The following is a 7,884-nucleotide window of genomic DNA, read 5'->3' on the forward strand; positions in this document are numbered from 1 at the left end:
AAGCAATTAAAAAATTTTGGCTTAAAACAGCCTAATCTGCAACACCTTTTTAAGTATTTAAAGCATAACAAACTCAGTTAAGTGTAAGCATAAATTTAATTAAGAATACATTCCATTCAACAACGGAAAAAAATCGATTCTATGGTTATCAGCAGACCGAGTGAAACGAGGTCAATGCGCACTTACACATAGAATAAATTCTATGTTGTGATAACCCCCCAAAAACCTGTATTAGAAGTCGCCGTTGGCGACAACAAAATCAAACTAATTTACCCAAAATCAATTTGGTTCAACATGTTTTCTGTACTTTCTTGATCCAAGCCCAAATAAGCTAAAGTCATTGATTCACTTGAGTGATTTAGTAAGTGCATTACTAGGCCAATATTGTAATTTGATTGCGTGTAAACACGATAAGCCCCGGTTTTGCGCATCGTATGGGTACCTAGATAATTAATTCCTAACAGATCGCCAACCTTGCTCATAATTTTGTAGAACTGTTTTTCCGTGATATGTCGCTCGGGGTGTTGAATGGAAGGAAAGAGCCATTCAGATGCTAGTTTATGATCAAGCAGCCATTGACGATACAATAAGAGTTCTGTTTGAACTGGTTTAAGGTACAAGGTATTAGGCTTACCAGTTTTTCGATCATGAATGAACGCATTTTGTTTAATAGAACCGTCCAGATTAAAAATATCGGTCTGTTTTAAACCCATAACGTCACTCACTCGCAGTAGCGTAGCTTTACCAACTTGAAAAATCGTATAGTTACGTCGGCCAGCTTTAAAGTTATTGAGTAACGTATCTTGAACCTCTTTAAGAACGTTTGAATCTTTGATGGGTAAGACAACTTGTTGCATGTAAATGACCTCCAGTAAGAATATTTGCATTGTGTATCTACATGGGATATACTTGACTTGTAATAATAATTTAGGAGGGGAAAATATGGAACTTATTAAAGAACAAACACGCTTAGCAAAGTGGGGAAACTCGAAAGCTGCTAGAATTCCTAGCCAAATTATTAAACAACTGAAATTAGATGATAACCAAGATATGACAATAACCATTGAAAATGGATCAATTGTTTTAACACCAATAAAAAAGAACCCAACCAATATTCACGAACTATTTAAGGATTGGAAAGATGACGGGAAAAGGGATCACGAGCTTGATTGGGGAAAGTCAGAAGGTAATGAACTTCAATGGTAAGCCAAGGTGATATATTTTATGTTAACTTTAATCCAAGCCGTGGTCATGAACAGATGAATAAGCGACCAGCCATTGCGCTAAGCAATGATCTAGTCTGTCAGACAAGTAACATGACGATTGTGGCTCCAATTAGCAGTACCAAGCGTAATTTTCCAATGTATCATCGACTAACTAGTAGTCAAACAGTATATGGAAAAGTATTATTAGACCAAACCATAGCCTTAGATTTACGGGCAAGACATGTCACTGATGAAACTATTGTCGATCATGTATCGCGTGAAGAACTAGAAGAAATAATCACTTTGTACAAATTATTGTTTAGTATTGATGACAAATAGAAGAAGTTATTTTTATAATATGAAAATAAATAACCCCTAATATCCACATTATAGATATTGGGGGTTATTCTTTCAATGTTTTTGAGGGGCGATTTGATAGTTATAGACCCTGTACATAATAAATAAATTAATTAAAAAATATGCTTTAATTCTTATTAAGTTTTTTTGTAACAATATTTTCATACATATCAAATAATTTAGCAACAGCATTGGATTCCGTTGTTCCTTTAACGGGAATTCCATATGCTTCCATAACAGCTCTATCGTTTGCTTGATGAGCTTTACGAAGCTCTGGAGGCATTAACAACTCATTATATAAATTAGCCAAGGTGCTATCGTTATAAATATTCCGTGCTTCTAAAATAGCCTGTCCAGTCTTTCTAATTTTTTCTCGCTGGAAATTTGTAATTTTTGGCCATGGAAAGTTGTTATAGACTATTTTATTTGAATACTGATAATCACTCTTCATTCTACCAGCAACTGTTCTCATCCAAGCCATATGAATATTTGAGGTTAGTATGGCAAAATCAAATATAGTGGCGTCTCGAATAACTAATGTACTTCCATTTACAATGCTAGACGAATCAACAAAAGAAATTGGTATGTACTTCCTAGACTTGGAGGAGACCTTTGGTACAACTAATAATGATGTAACATTTTCTGGTTGTCTGATTTCTCCAAATAAATAAGGGTAGTCAGCAAGCTGTTTAGTTTGGTCTCTACCACTGCATTCTCTAAATTCTTTAGTCTTTCTAATTCTTTCCATAATAAAACGTGAATGGCTATATTCAGACGGATTGACTCCTTTTAACCAAAGACACCATCTTTCTCGATTATTTAATAGCTCAGTTCCGCCAACGTAAGGCCGTACGAATTTTTTATTATTAGGATTCTCACTAATTAGTTCAGCATAATCATCTTTGTTCAGTATCAAGTTTCCATTATCTATTGGCATGCTACCATAATTCATTATATTCACATGACTAATAGGTTGAGATCTGTTTTCAATCAATACTGTTGGCCCTTCTGACAAGTAGGGTGTTATATTAGTAACTTTTTTTAATGAATTTTCAGCAAAGTATAATAACTTTTCTCGGCTCTGTCCATGATAGCTAAATCCTATAATTACCACATGCACATGTGCCTCATCTTGTGCTTCACTCTTCCAGTTAAAAGTGCGGTGAGCAAAATCTATTACAATGCCCATGTTAAGTAACTTTTTCCAAAGTATAGGTACTTGTTCCCCTTGGGTAATACTGTTCGTAGAAACAAACGCTGCATGTATATTAGTACCATACATAAATTGAAGAGATTTTACATACCATCCGGTAACATAGTCAAGCCGACTTGACCCAGGTCCAAAAACGTTTGATAAGTCTTTTTTTTGAACTTTAGTCTGCTCTTTTTTCCCAATAAATGGTGGATTACTGATCAAAAAATCTATTTTTGAAGAATCTATAATTTTATTCCAGTCTATTGTTAAAGCATTGCCTTCAGCAATATTTGAATAACTTTTTAACGGTAAGAAATCTTGGTCACTATAAATAATGGCCTTAGTTTCTTCCATCATTTGTGACTCAGCAATCCACAATGCGGTCTTTGCAACTGATACAGCAAAGTCGTTAATTTCGATCCCGTAGAATTGCTGGATCGAGACATTAATCAATTTTTGCCCTGTATCCAACATAGATTCCCTCCCATAGATTAATTTAATCAATTCATTTTCAATTTTTCTCAAGGAAATATACGTTTCAGTTAGGAAATTGCCAGATCCACATGCTGGATCAAAAAAGTTCAAATTCGATAAACTTTTCTGAAACTCTTTTGCTTTTTTCTTTATTGTAACAGGTTGTTTTAAACTCTTAATTTGTTGAAGTTGTTCTTTCATTTCATCCAGAAATAAAGGATCAATAACTTTATGAATATTGTCAATCGAAGTATAATGCATGCCTCCAGATCTTCTAGCCTCTGGATTTAATGTGCTTTCAAAAACCGCGCCAAAAATAGTTGGACTAATATCTGACCAATCGAATCCGTCACTAGCCTGGTTAACAATCAAATCTTTTAATTCTGGAGTGAATTTTGGTATTTCTATGTCTTCATCAGAAAACATTCCTCCATTGACATAGGGAAACTCAGCCAATTTTTCGTCTAAGTAGGGATCTCGGTCTTCTGTCTTGGTATCTAAAACCTTAAATAAAGAAATAATTCTGGATCTCAGTAAACTTGGCTCAATATCTTTTAGATAATCACGGAAAATGTTTAATCGGCCAAAAATTCCAGAATCTTCGGCATATAAACAAAATACCAATCTAACACATAGTTGATTGATACTTTTAAGACTATAAGAACTATTTGGGTCCTTGTATTGCTTTAATAGTTCATTGTATATCTTACTAACTAATTCACCAGCCTGAACAGAAATTTCTTCTTCTTTTTTGACATTAATGTTAACTTCATCAATTAAAAAGTCTAAACGATAATATTCTTTTGACAAATCTGATAATAAAATCTTTGCCGGTTCGCCGGTCGGTTTTTCCATATCGTAAACCCGAAATTCTTTAAAATTACAAGTAATAATCCATCTGGGACGTTTCGAATATGGTAAATTGGCAGAATATCTTTGTGCTTGCTGAAAAGGCGTTAAAAATGAACCGTCAGATTGTCTAATTCCCTTATCAAGACTCTTATTACTACTTTTTTGTTCAATCATGACGTGTGTTTTTTCTATGTAAGCATCAATAAATGATGTCTTATCCAGCTTAACTTCATCTTCAAATGAAATATATCTAGTAGCATCATCTATACCATATATTGCCTGTAATAGTCCAATCCAAAAGCGCTGAGACTCCCCCTTTTCATATCCTTTTCCCCTCCAATAGGTGGAAAACTCTCTTGCAGCTTTTCTTTGCATTGTAAGATTCATATGCTTTATTTCCTCTCTAATCTTAAAACTTAGTTAGTATTCTTATTTAAGATGATTCACTAGATTTTTTTCTGATAGAAAGCCGTCTCCATTTAAAACACATCAAGATCTGTATATAAAAAATGCATTTTGGGAGATACAACCCTAGATTACTACTTCGCTGCAATACATAAATTTATGTATTGCATTAAAAAGGATATTCGTTAAACAAATCAATCTCCTTCTGTGGGATCGCTAATCTCATTTTTTGAATGTATTCGCGATTAATGATTGAATCTTCTGAAAAGGGATCCTTTAACCATGTTGAGTTCCAAATATCGTTGTTATTTAGATATACTTTTTGACATAAAGGATCCGAATAATTTTTTGATTCATCACCACAAAGACTTAAGCGTTGAAGCCATATTTCAATAAAACCAATGTTAGGAATATCTTCTATTTGATTGATAACATTATCTATGACTATTGTAATTTCATTAGGGTCTTCAATCAATTCCAATAATTTTCCAAGTATTGCAATACCAACTGGTACTGTCCTTGGAGATTGCGCAATAATATTAACCACGATACTCATGAGTTGTTGGTAATCTTTAGGCACTTTAGATATAGGCAATAATCGATTAAAAAAAGCAGTTAGTGAGGTAGTTACACTTCCCGAGTTGGGATATTTTTTTGCCAAGTCGTAAATTTGCAATAGATGTTTTTGTAAACCTAAATGATAAATTAACTTTCCACTATTATCCTTGCTACAAATTGCAGCATTTTTAACAGTCCAAAAGAGCTTATCTTTTTTAACTGCACTTCCAATGATATCAGTAGTTATATCAGTCTTTTTTGAATTAAAGTGCATATTTAAATCTGATAATACATCTGAGAGTTCTCGTAATATTTTTTCCGATAGCTCTTTAGAATTTGAAAATATTCGGTAATCATCTCGATATCGAATAATTTTAAAGCTCTCCTTAATATTTTCCAGTTTCTTTGATAAACAGAAATCAGAATAGCCTAAAATTATTTCAGCAATAAAATCAAAGAGAATACTGCCTTGAGGAATCCCATTTGTTTGACCAAATTGTAAATGTTGGATTGAAGAATCAATCATGTTTCCTATACCTTGGCTAGGGCGACGGTGATTTTTACTCCATTGTTTTCCATGAATTGCCCACGAAATAGAGTGTGTATAAATTGATCCATAACAGTTTGTAACATCAGTTTTAATACAATACTTGTATATCAAAGCATATCTAATTGAAGCCTGTTCTAGGTTTTGCCACCAATTCAAGATTGTTTCTGCTTTGTCACTTTTTTTCCCAACTGATTCAACAGGTACACTAATACATTGGATTCGTTCATCATTTTGAAACTCACTAAATCGGTTAATTATGGTTGACCAGTGGCTAGTTATTGAATTAACAAGATCAACATAAGGAACTGGGTGAACTATTGATAACGGACGCCAATCATAGCGACCATCTTTATTCATTAGAAGAGTATAATTTACGTCTGTAGTTTGTGATAGGGCCGTTTTACTGGTAGAAAGCTCTATTAACGAATGACTGTCTAATAGATCATCTGCTTTTTTAATTACAGAAGAGAAGTTAAAATACCTTGGAAGTTGAATATTAACGTAACTAGATGGTTTAAGTAAAAAAGTTTTTGCTTCCCTTGAGCTCATTTTTAAAATTGATTTTCTGGACTTATCAATCAACTTAGCACCTTCTATTAATAATTAATTTCAAAAATAAATTTAGAATTTAGCTTGATATTACCAAAAATGCCACCAATTTTTATGGACTTTATTTCTAGGTGCATCTTTTTGTATATTATCAGATTGAGGTACGTTTTTTTTAACTTGCTTGTCATTTCTGTCCATATTTTGAATAGAGTTATTTTCAGTTGACAAATTACTATCAGTTGATTGAACTTTTTGATTGGATCTAGACGTTTCAACAAAGCCGCTTAATTTTTGCACATGTTCTTTTAATTGGCGATTTTCTGTTACTATTGCTAATTGTAATTGTTGCTGCTGATCTATCAATTTTGTTAGATGGTCTAGTTGGCGGTCTTTGCTACTTATTTGTTGGTCTTTGGTAGCAAGCTGTTTGTCACGTTGAGACTTTAAATCTTCTATTTCTCTTCTTAGAGTGGCAATTAGCTCATTATTTTCTTTGCTAGTCTTTGTCACTTTTTTGCTACCTGTTTGTTGGGTCTTTGCTACCAAAGGCTTTGCTACCTTGTCCCTAATAATCCTTTCAGCTGTGAGGCTGATCATGTTTGTACCTTGACTATCTTTTTGTCGGTTCTTTGTTGGTAGTCTTTGGTAGTGGTATTGAATAGTTTGTTTAGAGACCTTCAATTCGTCAGCAAGTTCTCTAATAGTTTTAGGCATTATTTCCAAGCCCCTTTCGGAGTTCAGCAAGTGCTTCTTGTCTTGCTTGATCTCTTATTTTTTTATCGTGCTCGGCCTGTTTATCAGCCAATGCTTGTTTCTCAGTAGAGCCTAAAGTTAACCCCTTAACCTTGTCAATGGCGCGCCATTTTTCCTGCTCTGTTAATTCACCATTATGCTGAATATTAAAAAGCTTTTGACGCTCATCTTGTAATTGGCCTTGTGAGAAATCATTGGCATCTTTCTTTTCGGGTTTCCAGGTAAACGAATAGCCAATAACTGGTTTCCCACGCCCTTTTCCATATTTTTTTCTAACCGTTAATCCTCTAAACAAAGGAGTTAATTCTTCTTTAATGGGTTTTATAACAAATTTATCGACGTTAGAGGGACTATTCCAGTAACTTTTGGGCATATCTAGTAATTCAAAAAAGTCTTCTTTAGAAAAATAAGCATATCCAGTGGTTCTGAACTGTTTTAGTAACCGAAACATTGTTTTTGCGTAACTACTTTTTAAATCTCTAAACTCTGCCAACGCATAACGAACCCAACTTTCAAGCTTGTTTAAAAGGGGTAAAGCACGTTCATAAACTTTTACGTCTACATAAGGTTCTTCTGCATCTCCATCAATTTTAAATTCTGTAAACAAAACAAAAAACTCTCGAGTTAATCCACTTTTACTTCGTCTACCAAAATGTAATCCCATCATTTTTTCATAAGTTCTCTGAATGTCATCTTCAAAACGGTTATTTGCAGTAGGTTTATAAGCACTTAACTCTTTTAATTGATCAAAAGTAAAACGAATGGTCTGATTACCCTTATCACGCATACGAGAAATAATCGAAAAAAATAAATTCATTTCAACTGGAGTAAATTTTCGAAGTGGAATGGTATTTAACTCTGGATCATATTTAATAATTTCATTACCCATGCTGTACCTCCTAATGATTACAAATTAATTTTAGATTATGTTTATCAAGTAGTCAACTTTATAGTTCTACTTGATAAACAGACAAAACCTACTTGAT

General features: G+C 33.5%; 7 protein-coding genes. 2 read left to right on the plus strand and 5 right to left on the minus strand.

The features are described from left to right. Positions 1 to 269: 269 nt before the first annotated feature. On the minus strand, positions 270 to 857 hold the full coding sequence (locus tag IV84_RS08750) for a site-specific integrase (RefSeq protein WP_056986445.1): 588 nt from the start codon (positions 855 to 857) through the stop codon (positions 270 to 272). An 85-nt stretch (positions 858 to 942) separates the two neighbouring features. Here IV84_RS08750 and IV84_RS08755 point away from each other — a divergent pair, with 85 nt between their 5' ends. Both IV84_RS08755 and IV84_RS08760 read left to right on the plus strand, forming a co-directional pair. Further along, on the plus strand, positions 943 to 1,206 hold the full coding sequence (locus IV84_RS08755) for an AbrB/MazE/SpoVT family DNA-binding domain-containing protein (RefSeq protein ID WP_003643337.1): 264 nt from the start codon (positions 943 to 945) through the stop codon (positions 1,204 to 1,206). Next, complete coding sequence (locus IV84_RS08760) at positions 1,200 to 1,544, plus strand: type II toxin-antitoxin system PemK/MazF family toxin (protein ID WP_001748110.1); 345 nt, start codon at positions 1,200 to 1,202, stop codon at positions 1,542 to 1,544. The genes IV84_RS08755 and IV84_RS08760 overlap by 7 nt, the downstream gene beginning before the upstream one ends. A gap of 145 nt (positions 1,545 to 1,689) precedes the next feature. On the opposite strand, the gene IV84_RS08765 is transcribed toward IV84_RS08760, so the two are convergent. The 4 genes from IV84_RS08765 to IV84_RS08780 all read right to left on the minus strand — a co-directional run bounded on the left by IV84_RS08765 (position 1,690) and on the right by IV84_RS08780 (position 7,787). Then, on the minus strand, positions 1,690 to 4,470 hold the full coding sequence (locus IV84_RS08765; protein ID WP_056986447.1) for a DNA methyltransferase: 2,781 nt from the start codon (positions 4,468 to 4,470) through the stop codon (positions 1,690 to 1,692). 187 nt (positions 4,471 to 4,657) lie between these two features. Then, the gene (locus IV84_RS08770) at positions 4,658 to 6,178 is read right to left on the minus strand and encodes an RNA-directed DNA polymerase (protein ID WP_226997997.1); all 1,521 of its coding nucleotides are present in this window, start codon (positions 6,176 to 6,178) and stop codon (positions 4,658 to 4,660) included. Positions 6,179 to 6,235: 57 nt separating this feature from the next. Beyond that, the gene (locus IV84_RS08775; protein WP_056986449.1) at positions 6,236 to 6,859 is read right to left on the minus strand and encodes a DUF536 domain-containing protein; all 624 of its coding nucleotides are present in this window, start codon (positions 6,857 to 6,859) and stop codon (positions 6,236 to 6,238) included. After that, positions 6,852 to 7,787, minus strand: coding sequence for a replication initiation protein (locus tag IV84_RS08780; protein WP_056986451.1), 936 nt, complete (start codon positions 7,785 to 7,787; stop codon positions 6,852 to 6,854). Before IV84_RS08780 ends, IV84_RS08775 begins: the two co-directional genes overlap by 8 nt. Positions 7,788 to 7,884 lie beyond the last annotated feature (97 nt).

Source organism: Pediococcus damnosus (genome assembly GCF_001437255.1).
GTDB lineage: Bacteria > Bacillota > Bacilli > Lactobacillales > Lactobacillaceae > Pediococcus > Pediococcus damnosus.

Excerpts from the sequence above, each read along its gene's own strand:
- IV84_RS08750 (WP_056986445.1), bottom strand. The coding sequence starts at position 857 with ATGCAACAAGTTGTCTTACCCATCAAAGATTCAAACGTTCTTAAAGAG.
- IV84_RS08755 (WP_003643337.1), top strand. The coding sequence starts at position 943 with ATGGAACTTATTAAAGAACAAACACGCTTAGCAAAGTGGGGAAACTCG.
- IV84_RS08760 (WP_001748110.1), top strand. The coding sequence starts at position 1,200 with ATGGTAAGCCAAGGTGATATATTTTATGTTAACTTTAATCCAAGCCGT.
- IV84_RS08765 (WP_056986447.1), bottom strand. The coding sequence starts at position 4,470 with ATGAATCTTACAATGCAAAGAAAAGCTGCAAGAGAGTTTTCCACCTAT.
- IV84_RS08775 (WP_056986449.1), bottom strand. The coding sequence starts at position 6,859 with ATGCCTAAAACTATTAGAGAACTTGCTGACGAATTGAAGGTCTCTAAA.
- IV84_RS08780 (WP_056986451.1), bottom strand. The coding sequence starts at position 7,787 with ATGGGTAATGAAATTATTAAATATGATCCAGAGTTAAATACCATTCCA.